The organism is Nocardiopsis baichengensis YIM 90130 (assembly GCF_000341205.1).
GTDB classification, from domain to species: Bacteria; Actinomycetota; Actinomycetes; order Streptosporangiales; family Streptosporangiaceae; genus Nocardiopsis_A; species Nocardiopsis_A halophila.
Genome location: NZ_ANAS01000036.1, coordinates 130,392 through 148,301, shown reverse-complemented (window position 1 = coordinate 148,301; position 17,910 = coordinate 130,392). Strand labels below are relative to the sequence as shown.

At 72.8% G+C, this 17,910-nt stretch carries 21 protein-coding genes; 6 read left to right on the top strand and 15 right to left on the bottom strand.

The window, feature by feature from the left end; translation table 11 throughout:
• Positions 1 to 298: 298 nt before the first annotated feature.
• The 13 genes from C892_RS0124730 to C892_RS0124670 form a co-directional block, all read right to left on the bottom strand.
• A complete protein-coding gene (locus tag C892_RS0124730) occupies positions 299 to 535 on the bottom strand; it encodes a hypothetical protein (RefSeq protein WP_017559400.1) in 237 nt (78 codons plus the stop codon).
• A 276-nt stretch (positions 536 to 811) separates the two neighbouring features.
• A complete protein-coding gene (locus tag C892_RS0124725) occupies positions 812 to 2,305 on the bottom strand; it encodes an OmpA family protein (protein ID WP_017559399.1) in 1,494 nt (497 codons plus the stop codon).
• 37 nt (positions 2,306 to 2,342) lie between these two features.
• On the bottom strand, positions 2,343 to 2,726 hold the full coding sequence (locus tag C892_RS0124720; protein WP_239647520.1) for a pilus assembly protein TadG-related protein: 384 nt from the start codon (positions 2,724 to 2,726) through the stop codon (positions 2,343 to 2,345).
• Positions 2,713 to 3,177 carry a TadE/TadG family type IV pilus assembly protein gene (locus C892_RS29555; protein ID WP_051060603.1) on the bottom strand — a complete coding sequence of 155 codons (465 nt, stop codon included), beginning with the start codon at positions 3,175 to 3,177 and terminating at the stop codon, positions 2,713 to 2,715. Before C892_RS29555 ends, C892_RS0124720 begins: the two co-directional genes overlap by 14 nt.
• Entirely contained in the window at positions 3,174 to 3,545 is a 372-nt protein-coding gene (locus C892_RS0124710; RefSeq protein WP_152513465.1) for a TadE/TadG family type IV pilus assembly protein, read from the bottom strand. The genes C892_RS29555 and C892_RS0124710 overlap by 4 nt, the downstream gene beginning before the upstream one ends.
• On the bottom strand, positions 3,542 to 3,736 hold the full coding sequence (locus tag C892_RS0124705) for a hypothetical protein (protein ID WP_017559395.1): 195 nt from the start codon (positions 3,734 to 3,736) through the stop codon (positions 3,542 to 3,544). Before C892_RS0124705 ends, C892_RS0124710 begins: the two co-directional genes overlap by 4 nt.
• 20 nt (positions 3,737 to 3,756) lie before the next feature.
• Positions 3,757 to 4,638 (bottom strand): type II secretion system F family protein, encoded by an 882-nt coding sequence (locus C892_RS0124700; RefSeq protein WP_017559394.1) that lies wholly within the window; start codon positions 4,636 to 4,638, stop codon positions 3,757 to 3,759.
• Positions 4,635 to 5,501 carry a type II secretion system F family protein gene (locus C892_RS0124695; RefSeq protein ID WP_017559393.1) on the bottom strand — a complete coding sequence of 289 codons (867 nt, stop codon included), beginning with the start codon at positions 5,499 to 5,501 and terminating at the stop codon, positions 4,635 to 4,637. The genes C892_RS0124700 and C892_RS0124695 overlap by 4 nt, the downstream gene beginning before the upstream one ends.
• Positions 5,498 to 6,838, bottom strand: a complete 1,341-nt coding sequence (locus C892_RS0124690; RefSeq protein WP_017559392.1) for a TadA family conjugal transfer-associated ATPase — start codon at positions 6,836 to 6,838, stop codon at positions 5,498 to 5,500. The genes C892_RS0124695 and C892_RS0124690 overlap by 4 nt, the downstream gene beginning before the upstream one ends.
• Positions 6,835 to 7,692 carry a hypothetical protein gene (locus tag C892_RS30175; RefSeq protein ID WP_051060602.1) on the bottom strand — a complete coding sequence of 286 codons (858 nt, stop codon included), beginning with the start codon at positions 7,690 to 7,692 and terminating at the stop codon, positions 6,835 to 6,837. Before C892_RS30175 ends, C892_RS0124690 begins: the two co-directional genes overlap by 4 nt.
• The gene (locus C892_RS0124680) at positions 7,689 to 8,300 is read right to left on the bottom strand and encodes an SAF domain-containing protein (RefSeq protein ID WP_017559391.1); all 612 of its coding nucleotides are present in this window, start codon (positions 8,298 to 8,300) and stop codon (positions 7,689 to 7,691) included. The genes C892_RS30175 and C892_RS0124680 overlap by 4 nt, the downstream gene beginning before the upstream one ends.
• Before the next feature lie 132 nt (positions 8,301 to 8,432).
• On the bottom strand, positions 8,433 to 8,828 hold the full coding sequence (locus C892_RS0124675; RefSeq protein WP_239647519.1) for a hypothetical protein: 396 nt from the start codon (positions 8,826 to 8,828) through the stop codon (positions 8,433 to 8,435).
• Positions 8,829 to 9,226: 398 nt separating this feature from the next.
• The gene (locus tag C892_RS0124670; RefSeq protein ID WP_239647518.1) at positions 9,227 to 9,592 is read right to left on the bottom strand and encodes a hypothetical protein; all 366 of its coding nucleotides are present in this window, start codon (positions 9,590 to 9,592) and stop codon (positions 9,227 to 9,229) included.
• A 643-nt stretch (positions 9,593 to 10,235) separates the two neighbouring features.
• On the opposite strand from C892_RS0124670, the gene C892_RS0124665 reads away from it, so the two are divergent.
• The gene (locus C892_RS0124665; RefSeq protein ID WP_017559388.1) at positions 10,236 to 10,760 is read left to right on the top strand and encodes a DUF6879 family protein; all 525 of its coding nucleotides are present in this window, start codon (positions 10,236 to 10,238) and stop codon (positions 10,758 to 10,760) included.
• Between the two features lie 47 nt (positions 10,761 to 10,807).
• Here the strand turns inward: C892_RS0124665 and C892_RS0124660 are convergent, their stop codons facing one another.
• Positions 10,808 to 11,167, bottom strand: a complete 360-nt coding sequence (locus tag C892_RS0124660) for a Scr1 family TA system antitoxin-like transcriptional regulator (protein WP_017559387.1) — start codon at positions 11,165 to 11,167, stop codon at positions 10,808 to 10,810.
• Positions 11,168 to 11,179: 12 nt separating this feature from the next.
• Positions 11,180 to 11,698, bottom strand: coding sequence for a DUF6879 family protein (locus tag C892_RS0124655; protein ID WP_026124613.1), 519 nt, complete (start codon positions 11,696 to 11,698; stop codon positions 11,180 to 11,182).
• A 266-nt stretch (positions 11,699 to 11,964) separates the two neighbouring features.
• Between C892_RS0124655 and C892_RS0124650 the strand changes: the two genes are divergently transcribed.
• From C892_RS0124650 to C892_RS29545, 5 genes are all read left to right on the top strand, one after another.
• The gene (locus C892_RS0124650) at positions 11,965 to 12,165 is read left to right on the top strand and encodes a hypothetical protein (RefSeq protein WP_017559385.1); all 201 of its coding nucleotides are present in this window, start codon (positions 11,965 to 11,967) and stop codon (positions 12,163 to 12,165) included.
• 1 nt (position 12,166) lies between these two features.
• A complete protein-coding gene (locus C892_RS0124645; protein ID WP_017559384.1) occupies positions 12,167 to 12,688 on the top strand; it encodes a DUF6879 family protein in 522 nt (173 codons plus the stop codon).
• On the top strand, positions 12,685 to 13,527 hold the full coding sequence (locus C892_RS0124640; protein WP_017559383.1) for a helix-turn-helix domain-containing protein: 843 nt from the start codon (positions 12,685 to 12,687) through the stop codon (positions 13,525 to 13,527). The genes C892_RS0124645 and C892_RS0124640 overlap by 4 nt, the downstream gene beginning before the upstream one ends.
• Before the next feature lie 174 nt (positions 13,528 to 13,701).
• Complete coding sequence (locus C892_RS0124635; RefSeq protein ID WP_017559382.1) at positions 13,702 to 13,911, top strand: FxLD family lanthipeptide; 210 nt, start codon at positions 13,702 to 13,704, stop codon at positions 13,909 to 13,911.
• Positions 13,912 to 13,977: 66 nt separating this feature from the next.
• Complete coding sequence (locus tag C892_RS29545; RefSeq protein ID WP_083934467.1) at positions 13,978 to 17,883, top strand: thiopeptide-type bacteriocin biosynthesis protein; 3,906 nt, start codon at positions 13,978 to 13,980, stop codon at positions 17,881 to 17,883.
• Positions 17,884 to 17,910 lie beyond the last annotated feature (27 nt).

Here is a 17,910-nt window from a genome sequence, read left to right as displayed (position 1 = left end):
CGGTCCGGTTGCATGATCGTGAGGTTTGAGCCCGGCCTCATCGGCGATACCGCGCCTTTCACCGCCCCGACTCACCACAGCGAGCGGACTGCAAGCCGTCCGACTGGCCGGATACGGCCAATCCAAACAGGGTCACCGGCAGGCCCGGGCGTCGGGCGCGCGTCTCAGACGTCTGGCGAGCGTTGCGCCGGTCGCTGCTCGAGACGCGAACACAGCAGATACGGCGGATATACACACGCGACCGCGATCAACGCCGGAGCGCCGACCGGACGCCCCGGAGAACGTGCTGGCCGTGTGATCACCCGCCCGCGCCATTACAGGTCGACCGCAGGCGGTGTCGGCCCGTCTCTGTTTGCTGGCGCTGCAGGGACCTTCGCAGCACGGCGGCCGTGTGGTCGGCGCCGGTGGCCGCCCGATTGGCCAGCTCCTCGCGTTCGCCCAGGGGCCATAGCGCCTCGAACGGGTTGAGGTCGATGGCGTGGGCGAGCAGGTGGATCCCACTCAGCCGGTCGGTCGCCTGACCGAACGTCCACATGTCCGCAGGAGCGTCGGGGAGAGCAGCTGATCCCCAGGGGGCGTGCGTCGAATGCGGCGGACCGACTGCCTTTGACGTTGGCGATGCAGTGTCCACCGACGGTGGCGACGCTGGTGTGCAGGGCGGCGAGGGTTACCGGCGCCCCAGCCGCATCCAGGCGGGCTCCCCCAGCGAGGCGGCCGACCCGCGCCTCGGGCTGGGCCCCGGCACACGCAGTGCGGCCCCGCACCGGGCGCACGCGCCCGGCACAGGGCCGTCCCGCTGTCAGGACCCCGCCTACCCGGTCGCGCCGCTGCGGGCCCGCTTCAGCGGCACCATCGCGGCCGTGGCCTCGGCCGGGTCGTCCAGCACGAGGAGCACGCGCCCAGGGGTGCCGCCTTCGCGGTGGGCGGCGAGCATGTGGGCCTCGGCGCGCACCAGCGCCGCCTGTGTGGTGGCGGCCACGCGAACGCCGTGCGGCTCGTTGCCTTCGGTGTGGCCGAGGCGGGTGAGTGCGGCGCGGGTGGCCACGATGCTCGCCGCAGTATCGCCCCGCGCGTCGTCGAGCAGGCGGGCGACCAGGTCGGGGGCACCCGGCCCGGTGACGGTCAGGCCTCGGGAAGCCTCCACTCGCCTGCCGTCGCCGAGGTCGAGAACGGTCTCGTGCGGGGCGCCGTCGAGTGCCTTCTCCCCTGGTTCGTTCTGGCCGATAGGGGGTTGGCCGTCTTCGTGGCCGGCGTCCGGCCGTGGTTCCTCCTCGACGTGCGAGGGCGCCGGGCCCGGGCCGCCGTCAGCAGCCGGGGTCCTCGTGGTGCGCCTGCCCAGGGCGAACCCGGCCGCGGCGCCGGCCACGGCCGCCGCCGCACCGACCGGAACCGCCCCTGGTCCGCCCTTGTGTTCTTCTCCGTGGGCAGCCCGGGGTGCAGGTGCCTGCCTTTGATCAGGCGCCAGTGCAGGGCCCGCGGCTTCGGGCCTGGGTTTGTCCGGCGGGAGGAGGGTGTAGGCGATCTCGATGCGGCGCAGATCGGCGTGGTCCAGGCTGCCGTCGGCCCGGTCCTGCCCGTCGGCCATGCCCTGCGCGGTGACCTGGAAGTCCTCGCCGAGGAGTTCGCGCAGGTGGTCGGCCGCCGCCTCGGCCCGGCGCTGGGACAGCTCCTGGTTGTACTCATCGGGACCGGTGGGGTCGGTGTGGCCGGTGACGTGGACCTGTTCGGCCCCCATGGCGGCGATCAGCTCGGCAGTGTCCTGCAGGGTCCGGTGCATCGGCTCGTCCAGGTCGGCCGAGTCGAGGGCGAATCCGGCCACGGCCCTGGTGCGCTCGACCGGAGCAGCCTCCTTCGTCGCGCCTCCCCCGCCGCCGGGCTGCTCCTCGTCTCTGGTCGCCCGTTGCGCACCGTTCTGCTCTCCGGCCGCCTGCCCAGTGTCGACCGCGGGCTCGGCCGGGGCGGCGAGCGCGGGAGCGGCAACGCCGGTGGCGATCCCGCTTGCGGCCAGCAGCGCCGCCACGAGGCGCAGGGCTGCCGAGCGGGGTGCTACCCCGCGCGCCAGGCGCACCCCGTCGAGGAGGAGCACCAGGGTGAACACGCCCCATGCCGCCCAGGACACGGCGACCAGGCCCGCCATCGCCACAGGCAGGGGGACGGTCAGCCCGCGCAGGTACATCAGCACCACCGGCCAGGTCAGTCCGCTGCCCTGGAGGGGCCAGCCCACATGGACGAGGAGGGCCGGGGCGCCGAGGAAGAAGGCGATCGCGGCGGTAGCGGCGCAGGTGTCGCGGATGGGTCGCATCATCACTCCCCGAGAAGGCGGGCTGCGGACGGGGCGGGTTTCAGTCCTGGACTGCGGTGGCGCTGGCGCGGGCCTGCGCGGTGCCGCCGCCCAGCGGGAGGATCACGGTGGTGTAGGGGACTTCGGCGGTGACCACCACCCTCTGCCCGTCGATGGTTGCGCGGCCTGTGGCGCCGGAGGCGTGCAGGTGCTCCTCGGCCCTCTCCACGGCGGCGCCTTCGTCGATGCGCACGATCCCGGTCGCGGCGAGCTCGGCGGTGTCGAGTTCGCGCGCGCCGGCGCGGGCGGCCTCGTGGGCCAGGGCTTGGGCGCGGGTGGCGTCGATGAGCATGCGCCCGCCGTCCATGACCAGTCCCAGGCAGGCGGCGATGGCCGAGGCCAGGACCATGGTGAACACGAGCACGCGGCCCTCATCGCTGTTCATCGGCTCCCTCCGGTGTCTCGGAGTCCGCGGACCCGGGCTGGGCGTCGCGGTAGGGGTCGATCGGGGCGCTGGAGGTGCGTGCCAGGGTGGTGTGCCCGCCAAGGCCGAGCGGCGCCAAATCGCGCAGTGCGATACGGCAGGTGAGTGTGGCCACCGCGCTCGGGGCGCGCTCGGGGCCCAAGGTGCGCACGCTCACCCGGTGGTGCCGGCAGGCCAGCCCGCGTTCGGCCAGCGACGCCTCGGCCTGGGCCTCGGCGGCGCCCTGGCGGTGGCCTTCGGTGGCCAGGGCGGCGGCGCGGGCGGCGCTGTGCGCGGCCGAGGCGGTGTCCATGGCGGCGCTCACCTGGCGCCCGGCGGCCACCATGAGCAGGGCGGCCAGGATCAGCACCGGGGCCACCGCCATCAGCTCCACCGCCGCACTCCCCCGCTCCCGGCCGGCTTTGGGCCTCATGGGGTGAGCCGTTCGACGGGACCGCTGCGAAGCGCCCGCACACGGGGCTGCCAGCCGGGCAGCAGGCTGTGGGTGGTGCCGGTGACCGCCGCCCGCGCCTGCCCGCCCCCGCGCACCACCGACACCTTCGCCTCGTGGAGGATGCCGCCCTTGAGCTGGGCGGCCGCCTCCTCTCCCACCCGGGTTCCGGTTTCGGTGGTGGCGTCGTGGGCGCGGGCGGCGGACATGGCGCGCTCGGCGATGGCCTCGGCCCGGTGCTGGGCGTGGGCCCACAGGCCGAGCTGGAAGACCATGAGGAGCATGGTGAAGGCGATGGGCAGCACCATCACCAGCTCGGTGCTTCCCGCATCGCTCCGGCGGCGCCTCACTTGGTGATGCCCAGGTCGATGCTCTTGGCCGCGTCGGTGAAGGTCTGGGTGAGGATGGGGCCGACCACGGCGGTGATGGCCACGATGATCGTGATCCCGATGACGATCTCGGTCGTGTGCGACCCCCGGTCACCACGCCCCGCAATGCAACCCATGCGCGCAGTGATGATCGATGCCAGGACAGTGCTCATGGTGTTCTTCGCTCCCCTTTTCAGAATCCGGTGATGACGTGCACCAGGGCCGGGTAGCCCACCAGCCCCATGAAGCCGAGCACCAGGACGGTGACCGGCAGGGTCATGCGCTCGGTGTCGGCGGCGGCGCGGGCCTCGGCCGCGGCGAGTTCGGCGGTGCGCAGCGAGGAGGCCTTGGAGGCCAGCGAGGCGCGCACCCGCGCCCCGTCGGTCCCGGCCAGCTCCAGCGAGGCGGCCAGCTCCGACAGCTCCACCACCCCTGTGCGGTCGCCGAGTTCGCCCAGGCCCTGCCAGCCGGGCTCGGCCCTCACGGCGGCGGTGTGCAGGGCGGCGCGGATCTTCTCAGGCGCCCATCCGGCGCCGTGGCGCGCGGCCTGGGCCAGGGCGCCGCTGACCCCTGCTCCTCCGGCCAGGGCGATGACGGCCAGGTCGGCCAGCATCGAGGCGGCCGAGCGCAGCTGCTCGCGGCGTTTGCGCGCCTGGGCGTGTACCGCCAGGTCGGGGGCCTTCCAGCACGCCCCCGCGCACGCCGCTGCGAGCACGAGCAGCGCCAGGGGCGGAAGCAGGCTGAGCCCGGCGGCGTGCGCGCCGAGCAGGAGCAGGACGAGTGCTGAGGCGGCGATGGCGCCGCCGGCCTTCTCCGCCAGGTACTGCCGCTCGCCGGTGTCGCACAAGGCCAGGTCGGCGCGGATGGAGGCCGTGGGCAGGCCGGTGCGGCGCAGCAGGGGGACGAACGACTGCCCGGCCCGCTCGGCCGCTCCTCTCGCCGGGGCCGGTGTGTGCGCCGGGGCGGCGGGGGCGAGGAGTTCGGCCAGGGCCGGTTTGCGGCGGGCCCGGGCCAGCATCCACACCCCGGCCGCCGCGCACCCGCCGGCGATCCCGGCCCCGATGAGCGCGCTCACCCCGCACCCCCTGCCTGGGCGGCCGCGGGGCGCATGGGCCGCGGGGCGACCACGGGCGCGGCCAGACGCGCCATCCACGCGAACCCCGCCGCCCAGGTGGCCCCGACCCCGGCGAGCACGAGTTGCCCGGTGAAGGTGTCGAAGGGCTCCAGGTACTGCCGGTTGGCCACCAGCAGCCCGGTGACCATGAGCAGGGCCATGGCGGTGATGATGCGCACCGAGGAGCGCGTCCGGGCCCGGGAGGCCGAGGTGCGGGCCAGCAGCGCGGCCCGGTCGCGGGAGGCCTCGGCCAGGCGGCCCAGCAGCTCGCCGAGCTCGGCGGCATGCCGCCCTTCGGCGGTGGCCAGGGCGATGGCGACCAGGTCGGCGGTGGGGTTGTCCACCTTGGCGGCGAAGACCTCCACCGCCTCCTCCACCGTGGCGCCGGCGCGCAGGCGCTGGGCCAGCTCGCCGACCTCGGCGCGCAGCGGCTTGGGGGCGATGGGGGCGGACTTGACGATGGCCTGGTGCAGCCCGGCCGATCCGGCGATCAGGTCGCGCAGCTGCTGGGCCCATGCGGCCACCGCCTCGGCCCTGCGTGCTTCGGCGGCGCTGGCCTGATCCGGGCCGAGCAGGCGGGGCAACCACCAGGCTCCGGCTCCGGCGAGCACCCCGGCAACCGGCCAGCCGGTGACCGCTGCGGCCCCGATCCCGCAGGCCGCCGCCGCGCCCGCACGCCGGGCAACAACCGCCTTGGGAAGGCGGGCCAGGCGCTCCTGGATCCGGCCGCCGTGGGGCAGGGCCGCGTAAGCGATGCCCACCAGCCCGCCCCCGAGCAGAGCCCCTGAAATGGCCGGGGCCACATCGGTGATCGACAGACTCACCAGGCACCTCCCGCACGCGCGATGGCGGCCGAGGAGTCGAAGCCGTTCTCGGCCAGCACCGCCGAGCACGCCGGAGGCACCACCAGCTCGCCCGCCTTTCCGCTCGGGCGGGTATAGACCTCGTTCGAGATCACCTGCAGCCCTTCGGCGCCTACGACTTCGCGGATGCTGGCCACCCGCCTCCGGCCCCGGTCGGTGGCGATGTGGGCCACCAGGTGCACCGCCGAGGCGATCAACAGGTTGGTCGCCTCCAGGCTCAGCCGCTCGGGGGCCTGGGCGGTGTAGGCCGACAGCTTGGTGAAGACCCCCTGCGAGCTGCTGGCGTGGATGGTGGCCATCGACCCGTCGGTGCCCATCGACATGGCGTTCAGCAGCGCGATGGTCTCCGGCCCCCGCGTCTCCCCGACGATCACCCGGTCCGGCGACATCCGCAGGGCGTGGCGCACCAGCTCGGCCAGCCCCACCTCGCCCGCACCCTCGATGTTGGCCGGTCGGGCCTGCATCGCCACGCAGTCCGGATGCGCATCCCCGCGGTCGAGTCCGAGTTCGAGGCTGTCCTCGATGGTGATCAGCCGCTCGCCCGCGCCGATCGCCTCATCGGCCAATGCGCGAAGCAGGGTGGTCTTGCCGGCCCCGGTCGCCCCCGCGATGAGCACGTTGAGCTTGGCCCGCACCGCCGCGACCAGCAGGCCGCGGGCCAGGTCGTCGAGCATGCCCGAGCCCTGCAAGTCGTCCAGGTCCAGGGACTGCCGGGGGTGGCGGCGGATGGCCACCGACACCCGCCTGGACACGTCCATCACCGCCGACAGGCGCGAGCCGTCGCCCAGCTCCATCGACAGCAGCGGGGCGCTCGCGTCGAAGCGCCGCTCACCCGAGCCGTTGGCGGCGGCGATGCGCCGTACCAGCCCGATGAGCTCCTGCTCGCTGGAGGCCACCGGCGCCCGCTCCTCGCGCCGCCCGGCGCCGAAGTCCACCCAGGTGCGCTCGCCGTTGATGTGGATGTTCTGCACACCGGGCTCGGCCAGCAGGGGTTCCAGCGGGCCCAGCCCGCACACCCGCGCCAGAACCTGGGATCGCACCCACGCCTCGTCGGCCTCGCCCAGCACGGCGTGCCCTGACCGGACCGCCTCGGCGGCCGTGCGATCCAAGGCGCTGTCGAGCAGGCTCGCGGCGCGGCGCCGGTACTCGCCGTCGTCGCTGGACGCGCTGGCCCCGGCGGCGCGTTCGTCGCCGATGAGCAGGGCCCTGACCTCACCGGTGAGGCGGTCCACCAACTCGGCCAGCGGCGATCCCTCGACGGCCTGCTCCGGACGGTTCGGGGTGTTGATGCTGATCATGCCACCGCCTCCAGCTTCACAGCGCCGTCTTCGCCCGGCTGTCCGGGGCCGTCCGCGCGCGGGTTCCGGGGGCGGGCGGCGTCCAGGCGCTCGGCCAGGTCGCGCGCGCAGCGCAGCAGCGGCATCCAGTCCACCGGCCCCACATCGCGCCGCTCGCGCGCCCAGGAGCGGGCCCGCGCCCACACCGTGCGCCCGGCGGGCAGCTCCTCCCCGCGCAGAAAGGCCGCGCCCAGAGCATCGCGGGGGATGCGCGCCCACACGGGCAGCCCGGTCTGAGCGCAGATCTCGGCGTCGCTGAACCGGTCACCGCCCCCGGCGACAGCCAGGCCAACCCGTACGCCCGCCTCCTCCAACGCGGTGGTCAGCACCGTGCAGGCCGCCAGACGCGCAAGCTGGGCGGGGGCCTCCTCGACGGCGATGACGGCCGCGGTGCTGGCGCCCAGCAGTCCGAGCCCGGGCCCCCTGGGGGTGATGCGGCCCAGGTCGGCGACGGCGGCCCCGGCCTTCTTGAGCAGCCAGGGGCGCTGTCCCAGCTGCCAGACGGCTCCCTCGCAGTGGTGGGCCGCCGCTTCGGCCGTCACCGCGTAGAACCCGGAAGCGGTTTCGTTTGCGTACTCCAGCAGCGGGTTCACCCCGTCGGCCACATCAGGGTTGGGGCGCCTGCTGGCCGCCGCGAGCGAGGCAAGCCCCGGCTCGGCACTGAGGCGGTGCCAGGTCTTGACGTCCCCGCCCGAGGCGTCGGCCTCGACCATCACCGGGACGGTCAGCGGAGTGGAGGGCCAGGCGGCCGTCAGCGCGGCGGCCAGCGTCGTCACGCCCGGCGCCCCGGACAATGAGCACACCGAGACGATCACTTCTGCTCCCCCTCTTCTTCGCTCTCCACGGCGGGCAGGCCGGAGACCACGGCCAAGCGCAGGGACTGCGACGAGGCGGCAGAGGCCACCGCCGGGGCGTCCTCCTCGCTCACGTTCAGGTGCACCAGGGTCTCGTCCCCGCCCGGCCCGGCGCCGGTGCGCAGGGCGTGCACCCGCCCCGGAACCGCGCCACCTGCGCCTTCGCCCTCCCCGTCTTCGCCCTCGTCGGCGTCGGCTACGGGTTCGGCGGCTCCGGTGAGCACCACCTGCACCTGGGTGCCCATCTGCGCCCCGGCCGGGACCGCGGCCTCGGGCAGCGAGGCCGCCACCACCGCGCGCCCCGCACGCGGCCACTCGCCATCGCTCAGCGCACCGGCGGGAACCGGGGTGCCCTCGCGCAGCGGCACCGCCGTCCGCCGGCCCACCACCTCTTCGGCCCCGCCCTGCGGGAACCCGCTCTCCGGCAGGCCCGCCGCCTCCACGAACACCAGGTCCCGCTCACTGATCACCTGGCCTACCGGCACGTCCCGGGCCGCCACCGCGACCGGCGCCTTCTCCGTCGCGGCGGTGATGCTCCAGGCCGCCGCCAGCGCGCCGAGCGCGACCATCCCCACTCCCCCGGCCGCCCACCGCCAGGACCTCCTCACCGCGATTCGTCCTGTCATAGGATGCTTATCCGCGTTCTCGTCCCGTTTCACCCGTCCCCCTTCAACTCCCCCCGCCGGCCAGCGCTTCGGGACTCAGCCCTCGGTCACCAGCGAGTGGACCTCCACCACCTCGACCGTCCTGCTCGCCGAGGTCTCCATCGGCTCCATCGCCCCGCCCTGCCCGTTGGTGGCCGACCACTCCACCTGCCACACCAGCCGGGCCTCCACCTGATCGCGCCCGGTCCGGTTCTTCGAGGAGGCGGTGTAGACGTGGCCGCAGTCCGGCGAGCGCGTACCCGGCTCGTGCACCCCCGACCGGAAGGCCGTGCCCGGCCCCGAGCAGCGCACCGTGTTCCCGTCGCCCATGTCCCAGGCCACCTCGTTCGGGGCGGCCGTCACCTCGACCGAACCGCCGCTCACCTCGGCGCGGGCTGTACGCGGCTCCCACTGCTCCCGATCGATCCACAACCAGGTCGGGAACTGCACCACCTGCTGCCCCCCGAGCGGAGGAGCCCCACCCACGGCCGGCTTCGGCAGCACCAACTCGGCCCTGGCCTCCTCCGCCAACGCAGCGAAGTCAACCTGCGGCCCCTCCTCTCCGCTTCCCGGCCGACGCAGCATCGTCTGGCAGCGCCCTTCGCCGTTCACAGGATCAGTGCAGACCGTCTTCGGCACGGCCACTGCCCTTGCAGGATCCGCGTCTTCCCTACTGTCAGGCGAAGGCGCCGACCCACCTGCACCGCTGCGTTCCGAACGTGCGCTCAGCTCGCACGCTCCTCCTGTGCACCGGGTCCCCCCAGTGAATCCTCCGCTGATGTCCGCTGCGGCCGAGCTCACCGCTGTCACCGGAAGTCCCGCGAGGCACAGCACCAGTCCACAACTTGCGGTCAGTACTCGCATTCGCCGTAGTCACCGAGCCAGAGCTCTTCCACCTGCCATGTACCGGCTTCTTCTGTGACCGTGGCGGTGAAGGGGCGAGGCTTGCCGCCCTCCTGCCATTCGCCCACGATCGTGTCTTTGTCCTCCTCGAGGATCTGCCACTCGCTGTCGTCGACGCAGTCCTCGACAACAACGGTCGGTGGGTCGCCTTCCAAGTCGACCTCGCCGATCTCGGGAGCCATCTTCGGCTCGCCCGTGGCTCTGACTCCGAGCAGCATCTCCTGCGTCAGCTCGGCCGCCTGCCCCTTGGCGTACCAGTCGATCTCGGGGTTCTCCGTGGCCCCCTCGTGCGACCCGTCGATCAGCGCCTGCATCATCCCTTCATAGGCCTCAAGGGCACGCTCCTCGGCACCTGAAGTATCTGGCGCGCTCGTGGACGACTCCGCCTCCGGCTTCTCAGCAGGCTGCGACGAAGTGCACCCGGCCAACGCCACGAGCCCCCCAGCGACGAATACGGCAGCCGAGCGCATACCCAACCCTCATCTCGTTAAGCAATCAACCAATTACTCTCCGAAAACGTTGATGACTCTAACCCCGCCCCACAGGCCCCACAACCGGATTCCAGCGACTCACAGTGACGAAAACTGTCGCCTACACCACGGAACGTGCATGTCCAACGCCATGACCAGCACAAACGATTGGCCAATCCGACATGCACTCCACACCTGACTTGCCTGCCCTGCCCCAATACGTCTTCGGAGTGAGGGCGCCGCAAGTCGTCTGCGCCCCGCAGCAGCTACTCCCTGGCTGCGGCCGGACAGCGAACTCATAAGGTGTCTGGGGTGAATAACACCCGCTGGACAATCCACGGCGATGCCACCGGCGACTTCGTTCTTCAGGGATGGAAGGTCGACGCGGAGAAACAGCAGAGCTGCCAGGCCACAGGCCCGGTCCCGCCCCCATGAGAGCATCGTCCGGATGGCAGCCCGGATGGTCGATCCGCTGAGGGGGCCTGTGATGCGGCAGAGCGTGCCCGCGTTCGTCGACATGCTGGCGCAGTGCACGTACAGCGCCGTGCACCTGGAGATGCGCGACGCCTACGCCGTCGGGGACGAGAAGGAGGACTTCGAGGCCTGGCGGAACGGCCACCGCACTGATTGGCAGGACCGGGACGCATGGTGGCACCCCTACTACCAGGCCGTCGCCGACGCCGTAGAGCGGGGCGTGGCCGTCCGCCGGGCCCGGGTGGTCTCCGAACCGGTATCCGAGTACATCCGGTACGAGCACTACATCACCCAGGCCAACCTGATCGCGGGTGAGCAGGTCCGGTGGCTGCCGCGGAAGCGCGCCACCGATATCGCGTTCCCCGGCAACGACTTCTGGCTCTTCGACGGCCAGGTGGTGCGCGTGAACCACTTCGGTGGCGACGGGTCCATGCTGGGATGCGAGATAGTCGAGGAGGCGGCCGTGGTCAAGCTCTGCGCGGCCGCGTTCGACACGGTATGGAAGCGCGCTATCCCGCACGAGGCCTACCAGGTCTGATCCATACCACTAACGTTCTGCTCAGCCGGGGATAGAGCCCCGGCCACTTACTCCCGGGAATCCCGGGCGGCTGCAATCAGTGTTCGCGCTCTCTCGCCGTAGAGCGCCAGCGCGGCCAGTTCGGCGAAGGTGTCGGCGTACATCGCGATCTCGCTGGGCTGGGTGATGGTGAGGTGCCCCGAGACCAGCTCGACGTTGACCTGTGCGGAGTCGAAGATCCAGAAGCCTTCCACGGGCATGCGGCCCCGGTCGGCGCGCATAGGGACCACGCCCAGGCTGACGTAGGGAGGCGTGCATCCGCGCATGATGCGGGAGGACTTGGAGGGGTGCCATCCGCAGCGGGCGGCGAGTCGGTCCGCCAGAGCCTGCCGGGCCTGCTGGGCGCTTGAGGAGGCAGATTCGGCCATGATCGGTGCCGGTTAGCGGGGCCGGTACTCCTCGTGCGGGACCGCGCGGCGCCACACCGCTTCGAAGGCGTCGGCGCACAGCTTCACCGTGGCGGGGTCGTCGGTGTACTCACGCCCGTCCTCGTCCAGGTGGCCCTCGCCGGTGAAGTGGTGGAAGAGCACCTGGGCGTCGTCGAAGATCCAGAAGTCGGTGCCGGGCAGGGCGATGTCGGCCGCGTGGCGCCGGGGCAGCCACCGGACCTTCTCCCCGGCGGCGAGGTTGGTGAAGGTCAGGTCGTACTCGTAGCGGATGTAGTCGCTGATGGGTTCGGAGACGATGCGGGCGCGCCGCACGCTCACACCGCGCTCGACCGCATCGCGAACCGCGTCGTGCCACCCTCCCCACCACGAGGCCCGGTCGTCGGGGTCGAGGCGGTGCCCCCGCTGCCAGGAGATGAAGCCGCGGTCGTCCGGCATGTAGGCGTCGCGCATCTCCAGGTGCACCGCCGTGTGCTTGGCCTGCGCTAGAGCTTTACGCGCTGGTGGCTGCATGTGCGTCCTCTCCTCGGGGCGGGGTGTTTCGGGGTCCCGCGATACCTCCGGTAACGGAAGGCGGATCCACCGACCGGCCTCACCTGTGTGCCAGAGGGCGGTACGCCGCCACCAGTAGACCCGGAAACCGGGCACCGGGTTCAAATCACCCTGCGTACACATCAGCCATTCGGGATGCCCGGAACCACGGTCGGCCCGTACTCACGCCTCGTCCGCGCACGAGAGCCGTGGCTACCATGCAGGCCCCCAGCGAGAGGAGCTCTCATATGAGACTGCGCATGCTCGGCTCGACGTCCCGCGACGGCGACTGCCCCACGCTGTACGAGAACGAGAACGGCGACATCGTCGTGCAGGGCGACCAGCTCACCGACCCGGATGCCATCGCCCAGCTCAAGCACATCAAGGCCGGCGAGGCCTTCGTCGTGGTCCCCCGCGCCCTGATCACCCAGTACGCGCCCAAGGAGTGACGTGGCCCGCCTGACCGGCCCCGCCATCACCGAGTTCTTCACCGAGGGCTTCGCCCACACCGCCTGGCGCCTGGAGACCCGCGGCACCTACGGGGTGCCCTCCGAAACCGCGGAGTTCCAGGCGTGGCTGCAAGGAGAGGAACCCGAGCCCGACCTCGACCGGCCGTGGCTGGTGGCCATGCGCAAGCTCGAAGGCGAGGGCAAGCGGGTCGAGCGGGTGCGGATCATCGACGACCCGCCCACGGACTACCAGCGCTGGATGCTCTCCGAGGTCACCGACAACATCGACGCGGGCGAGGACATCCGCTACCTTCCCCGCGCCGAACAGGGTCTGCTCCCCCATGGGCCGCACTTCGACTTCTGGCTCTTCGACTCCCGAACGATCGGCGTCTTCTCATTCGACGGGGACCGCTCACTCGGGATGGAGCTACGCGAGGATGCGGAGCTGGTGCTGCGCGGGTGCCAGATCCGCGATGCGGCCTGGCACTACGCCCGACCGGCGGAGGCGTTCCTGCCCCGGTGAGCACCGATTTCCAGCAGGCCCGGCTCGCTCTCGGGACGCGGCTGCGGGAGCTGCGCACCGAGAGCGGGCTGACCGGGCGGGAGCTTGCGGCCTCGCTCGGGTGGGCGCATTCGAAGGTCTCCAAGTTGGAGAACGGGCGCCAGACCGCCGCCCAGGCCGATCTGGAGGCCTGGGCGAACGCGTGCGGCTGTTCCGAGGCGGCTGGTGAGCTGGTCTCCCTGCTGCGCACGATGGAGACGCGCTACCGGACCTGGCGGCGCCAGTTGGCCAGCGGCCACCGGGCGCGCCAGGAGGCCGGGCTTGCCGAATCGCAGCGCACTCTGGTCTTTCGCGGTTTCCAGGACTCGTGCATCCCGGGCTTGTTCCAGACGGCCGAGTACGCGCGGTGCATGTTCGCTGCCGGTTCGGCCTTCCACCGCTCCCCGCGCGACACTGACGAGGCGGTGCGGGCGCGTATCCGCCGCCAGGAGCTGTTGTACGAGCCGGGGCGGCGGTTCCGCTTCGTGCTGTGGGAAGCGGCCCTGTACATGCGGATCTGCCCGCCGGAGGTGATGGCGGGCCAGCTCGACCGCCTGACCGGGCTGCTCGGGCTGGACACGGTCGAGCTGGGCATCGTGCCCTTCTCTGCCCAGTTGCCGATCCCGATCGCCCACGGGTTCTGGATCTATGACGAGCGTCTGGTGACGGTGGAGAACCTGAACGCGGAGCTGTGGCTGGAGGATTCCGCGGACATCGAGGTGTACGAGCGCGCCTGGGATTCCTTCGCCGAGGTGGCCGTCTACGGGCACCGGGCGCACCGGCTGATCGCCGCAGCGCGCTCGGCACTGGGCCCGTACTGAGAACCCGGACGAACTCGGCCCGCCCCCTGGAGAAACTCCGAGAAACTTTCCGGTCTTCGCGAAAGCCGTCGCTCTACGGTGGTCGGCGCCCCTGGAGAGTGAGCAGAGGGCGGCCGTGTTGCCGTTTTCCCGCTGCCGGGGGCGTTGCCTACCCCCGTGTCGGAAGGAGCCTCGATGGCTGTCGCGCCCTCCCCCTCCGTTGTTTCTCGTGCCGCCGGTGACCCGGCCCCGCCCCTGTCCGCCGCCGATGTGTGGGGTGAGGGGTTCGAGCTGAACGTCCGGCTGGTCGCCGAGGCGGTCCCGCCGGACGGTCTGGTGCCCTGCGACACCTCTGATGGGTGCGGTCAGACCTGTGAGAGCGCGTGCGCCAACAGCAACGGGTGACGCCGCAGGTGTGGGCCGCCCGTCGGGGCGGCCCACACCTGCGGGGTTCTTCCTGTTCCTACGGTTGTGAGGTGGGCCGTGCCTTCGTCCTTCGTCCATGCCGGTCCGGTGCTGCTGCGGGCTGCCCGCGCCCCTGAATCGCTGGCGCCGTGTTCGTGGCCCGATCTTCCCTGCGGCGACGCCGGTGAGCTGCGCGCGTGGTCGGCTGGGGTGTGGCCGCACCATCCCGCGGCGCCCGGTGTACGTGCCGCTTCTCCTTCCTTGGCAGGTGCACTGGACGCGTTGGTGTCCGGCCGCCTTTCCGAAAAGCGGGCCCGCAAGGCGGTGACTTCGCTGGTGCGCTACCTGCTGCGGGCCCACAACCGGCCGACCCCGTTCGGGCTGTTCGCCGGATGGGCCACCGCCGCCTTCGCCGCCTCCGGGGAGGCGAAGGCCGCCTGGGGCGACGACCACCGCGTAGTGGTGCGGCCCGATGCGGCTTGGTGCTCCCGCGCCGCCCGCGAGCTGGAATCGCGCCCGGACCTGCTGGGCACGGTGGCGGTGGTGGCGGACAACACCGTGCACGCGCGCGGTGCTCGGCTCGCGCGCCAGGCGGGCGAGTCGCGTGTGGAGGTCGACGCCACCGCCCCGGTGCGGGCCGTACTCGCCGAAGCGGCCGTTCCCCTCACGGTCGATGATCTGGTCGAACGGGTCTGCGTGGTTCTCGGCGGCGCCCCGTCCGCTGCGGTGCGCAAGCTGGTCGCGGGCCTCTTGGAGGCCGGTTTCCTGGCCTCGGCTCTTCGCCCCTCGGTCGTCGGCGCCGGACCTGCGACTCAGGCCCTCGCCGTGGCCGAACGCGCTGATCACGGCGAGGGCACTCCAGGGCAGGGCGGTGCGCTGCGCGCGGTGATGGAGGTGGCCGGAGAGCACACCGTCGAACAGGCCGGAGCGCACGCCGCCTCCACCTCCGGGGCGCTGGTGCTGGACTTGGGCTTGGACTGCGATGTGCGCATTCCCCGGCGGGTGGCCGAAGAGGCCGAGGCCGCAGCCGGGGCGCTGCTGCGCCTTTCTCCCCAACCGCGCGGGCACCCGGTCTGGCGCGACTTCTACGAGCAGTTCATGCACCGCTACGGCTCCGGGGTCCTGGTTCCGCTGGCCGACCTGGTGCACCCGGACAGCGGAATCGGGATGCCGGCGGGCTACCCCGGCAGCCTTCGGCCGGTGCCGGCCTCGGATCCGCCCGAGCGCGAGGAGCGCCTTCTCTCGCTGGCCCAGCGCGCCGTGGCCCGCGGGGACAGGGAGGTGGTCCTGGACGATGCAGCGGTCGAGGACCTGGCGGTGGGAGGACCGGTCGCGGCCCCGCCGCCGCACCTGGAGATCGCCGCCCAGGTGCGCGCGTCCTCGATGGAGGCGATCGAGAGCGGCGAGTTCACCGTTCGGGTGCGCCCCAGCCGCGCCATCGGCACGATGACCGGCCGCTTCACCGCCCCTGATTCGGACCTGGCCCGCCTGCTCGGCGACCTCCCACCCGCGGTGGAGGGGGCGGTGGGTGCGCAAGTGCTGTTCCACCCGCTCTCAGCCGGCGCCGCCAACGTCGCGCGCACCCCTCGGTTCTGTGACCACATCATCCCCGTGGGGGCACACCCGGACCTGAACCGGCACGGTGTGATCGAGCCGGGGGAGCTGGCGGTGCTGGCCGACGAACGCCGACTGCACCTGGTGCACCCCCCGACCGGCCGTGTCATCGAGCCGCAGGTCCTTCACGGGGTCGCCTTGGACGTTCAGGCGCCGCCGCTGGCCAGGTTCCTGGCGAACCTGCCGTGGGGGTGCTCGGCGCAGCTGACCCGGTTCGAGTGGGGGCAGGCTCGCCGCCTGCCTTTCCTTCCCCGCGTGCGCTATGGCCGGGCGATGCTGTCCCCGGCGCGCTGGCGCCTGGAGTCCGCCGACCTGCCCGCCCCCGGTGCGCCGTGGTCCGACTGGGCGGCAGCGCTGGAGGTGTGGCGGCGCACCTGGGGCCTCCCCCGTCTGGTGGAGCTGGCCGAGGGCGACCAGGCGCTCCGGGTGGACCTGGACCGGCCCGCTCACGCCGACCTGATGCGCAGGAGGGTGGAGCGCCACGGCAACGCGCTGCTCACCGAGACCCACGAACAAGAGGACACCGGATGGGTGGGCGGCCACGCCCACGAGGTCATCATCCCGCTGGTGGGCACCAAAGCGCCGTCGCCTTCGCCCCTGGACGGCACGCCGGTGCCGGCCACGACCGACCGCGAGCGCGGGCACCTCCCAGCGGGCCCTGGGGGCGGGTGGTTGTACGCCAAGGTCTACGCCCACCCCGAGCGGCACCGCGACATCATCGCCGACCACCTCCCCCGCCTTCTCGACGACCTCGGAGGTCCGGAGTGGTGGTTCATCCGCTTCCGGGCCCCGGGCGATCCCGACCATGTGCGGCTGCGCCTGCGCGTCGACGGCCCAGAGCAGGCGGGCAGGTTCGCCGGCGTCCTGGGCGCCTGGGCCGAAGGGCTGCGCTCGCAGGGTGTGGCGACCCGGCTCGCCTTCGACACCTATTTCCCCGAGATCGGCCGGTACGGCCAGGGCCCGCTCCTGCAGGCGGCCGAGAAGGTGTTCGCCGCCGACTCGGCGGCCGTGGCGGCCCGCCTGCGCACCGAGGGCGGGGGTGATCTGCGGGCCATGGCGGCGGCGGGGATGATCCGCCTGGCCGAAGGGCTCTGCGGCAGCGCCGAGGCCGGAACGCGGTGGTTCATCGACCGGCCGCACGATCCGCGCGCCCAGGCCCCGCACCGCCCGCCAGGCCGCCCTGTCCCGGGCCGCGCGCCACCAGGAGGGTCGATGAGGGGGCTGACGCAGGACGAGGCCGACGTCCTGAGCGCGCCCCCTGAGCAGGATCCGGCTCCGGCGTGGGGCCAGTCGCTGGCTGCAGGCGCCCTCGGTCCCGCCCTCTTCCACCTGCTGTGCGGCGACAGGAAGACGGCGCAGGCCTGGCTGGCGGCCGCCACCCGGTCGCCCGTGTCCCGCCACCCCGAGGCGGGGCTGTTCTGCGGGGCGCCCGCGCTGGCCTTCGTCCTGCACACCGCCGGGGCCCCGGTGCCCGCAGGAGTGGAGGAGGCCGTGGAGGAGCTGGCGCTGCGCCGGGTCGGGGATGCCCACGACCGCATCGACGCCGGCCTGCTGCCCCGCATGCGCGAATACGACCTGATCGCCGGGTTGACCGGGATCGGCGCCCTGCTGCTGGCGCGCCGCCCGACCGGGGCGGCCACAACGGCCGTCCTGAACTACCTGCTGCGCCTGACCGAACCGGTGCGCCACGCAGGCGAAGAGGTGCCCGGATGGTGGACCCTCGACGCCCCCTCCGGCCACCCCGCCGATCACTACCCCGGCGGGCACGGCAACCTCGGCCTGGCCCACGGGATCTGCGGCCCCCTCGCCCTGTTGGGGACCGCCCTGCGCCGGGGCGTGCACATCCCACACGCGCGGGAAGCGATCGGCAGGATCACCGGCTTCGCCGACACCTGGCGCACGCCGGGAACCGGCCCCGAGGGGTGGCCGCGGTGGGTGGGGCGAGCCCAGTACGGCGCCGGGGGCGGGACCGAGGCGAACCCGAAACCGCTGTCCTGGTGCTACGGGGCAGCCGGGCAGGCCCGCGCCCGCCAGATCGCCGCGATCGCCACCGGCGACGAGGCGGGCCGCCGCTGCGCCGAGGACGCACTCGTGGCCTGCGCGCTCGCCACCGACGGCATCGACCACTTGGACGGCTCCCTGTGCCACGGGCGGGCCGGGCTCCTGCAGGTCCTGCGGCGCGCCGCCCAGGACGCCCCCGCGACCAGACTCACCGCCCTCCTGCCCGACCTGGAAGGCCGGGTCCGCACCGGTTCCTGCACCGGCTCCGGGCTGTTGGAGGGCTCCTCTGGCAAGGCGCTCACGCTCTGCTCTACCACCCGGAACAGTGCGTGGGACGCCTGCCTGCTCACCGCTTAGCCGACCGTCAGCGACCAAGGAGAATGA

Excerpts from the sequence above, each read along its gene's own strand:
- C892_RS0124730 (WP_017559400.1), bottom strand. The coding sequence starts at position 535 with ATGTGGACGTTCGGTCAGGCGACCGACCGGCTGAGTGGGATCCACCTG.
- C892_RS0124725 (WP_017559399.1), bottom strand. The coding sequence starts at position 2,305 with ATGATGCGACCCATCCGCGACACCTGCGCCGCTACCGCCGCGATCGCC.
- C892_RS0124720 (WP_239647520.1), bottom strand. The coding sequence starts at position 2,726 with ATGAACAGCGATGAGGGCCGCGTGCTCGTGTTCACCATGGTCCTGGCC.
- C892_RS29555 (WP_051060603.1), bottom strand. The coding sequence starts at position 3,177 with ATGAGGCCCAAAGCCGGCCGGGAGCGGGGGAGTGCGGCGGTGGAGCTG.
- C892_RS0124705 (WP_017559395.1), bottom strand. The coding sequence starts at position 3,736 with ATGAGCACTGTCCTGGCATCGATCATCACTGCGCGCATGGGTTGCATT.
- C892_RS0124690 (WP_017559392.1), bottom strand. The coding sequence starts at position 6,838 with ATGATCAGCATCAACACCCCGAACCGTCCGGAGCAGGCCGTCGAGGGA.
- C892_RS0124680 (WP_017559391.1), bottom strand. The coding sequence starts at position 8,300 with ATGGTCGCGCTCGGCGCGCTGGCGGCGGCCTGGAGCATCACCGCCGCG.
- C892_RS0124670 (WP_239647518.1), bottom strand. The coding sequence starts at position 9,592 with ATGCAGGCGCTGATCGACGGGTCGCACGAGGGGGCCACGGAGAACCCC.
- C892_RS0124665 (WP_017559388.1), top strand. The coding sequence starts at position 10,236 with ATGCGGCAGAGCGTGCCCGCGTTCGTCGACATGCTGGCGCAGTGCACG.
- C892_RS0124660 (WP_017559387.1), bottom strand. The coding sequence starts at position 11,167 with ATGGCCGAATCTGCCTCCTCAAGCGCCCAGCAGGCCCGGCAGGCTCTG.
- C892_RS0124655 (WP_026124613.1), bottom strand. The coding sequence starts at position 11,698 with ATGCAGCCACCAGCGCGTAAAGCTCTAGCGCAGGCCAAGCACACGGCG.
- C892_RS0124650 (WP_017559385.1), top strand. The coding sequence starts at position 11,965 with ATGAGACTGCGCATGCTCGGCTCGACGTCCCGCGACGGCGACTGCCCC.
- C892_RS0124635 (WP_017559382.1), top strand. The coding sequence starts at position 13,702 with ATGGCTGTCGCGCCCTCCCCCTCCGTTGTTTCTCGTGCCGCCGGTGAC.